The sequence below is a fragment of the Monashia sp. HAY1-5C genome, assembly GCF_056755255.1.
This window is the reverse complement of the sequence record NZ_JBPGXG010000578.1, coordinates 1-228: the sequence shown is the minus strand read 5'-3', so window position 1 is coordinate 228 and position 228 is coordinate 1. Positions and strand designations below refer to the sequence as shown.

The 228-nt window shown below is 63.6% G+C and carries 1 protein-coding gene; it reads left to right on the top strand.

Annotated elements, in window-relative coordinates:
• Positions 1-20: 20 nt before the first annotated feature.
• Positions 21-228, top strand: a 208-nt coding sequence (locus ACR9ZK_RS22815; protein WP_481344204.1) for a hypothetical protein, incomplete at its 3' end; no start/stop codon positions are given.

Sequence of the window (228 nt, the reverse complement as noted above, 5' to 3'; positions counted from 1 at the left end):
TCCGTCGTCGGCAGCGTCAGATGTGTATAAGAGACAGGTGCTGCACCGCGACGAGCGCATCGGCGGCCCCGACCGAGCTGTTCATCAGCGAGTACGTCGAGGGCTCGAGCAACGACAAGGCCCTCGAGCCTGTCTCTTATACACATCTCCGAGCCCACGAGACGGAGCTACATCTGGGGTGCCGTGTTTTTTTTTCAAAGAGGGGGGGGGGGGGGGGGGGGGGGGGGG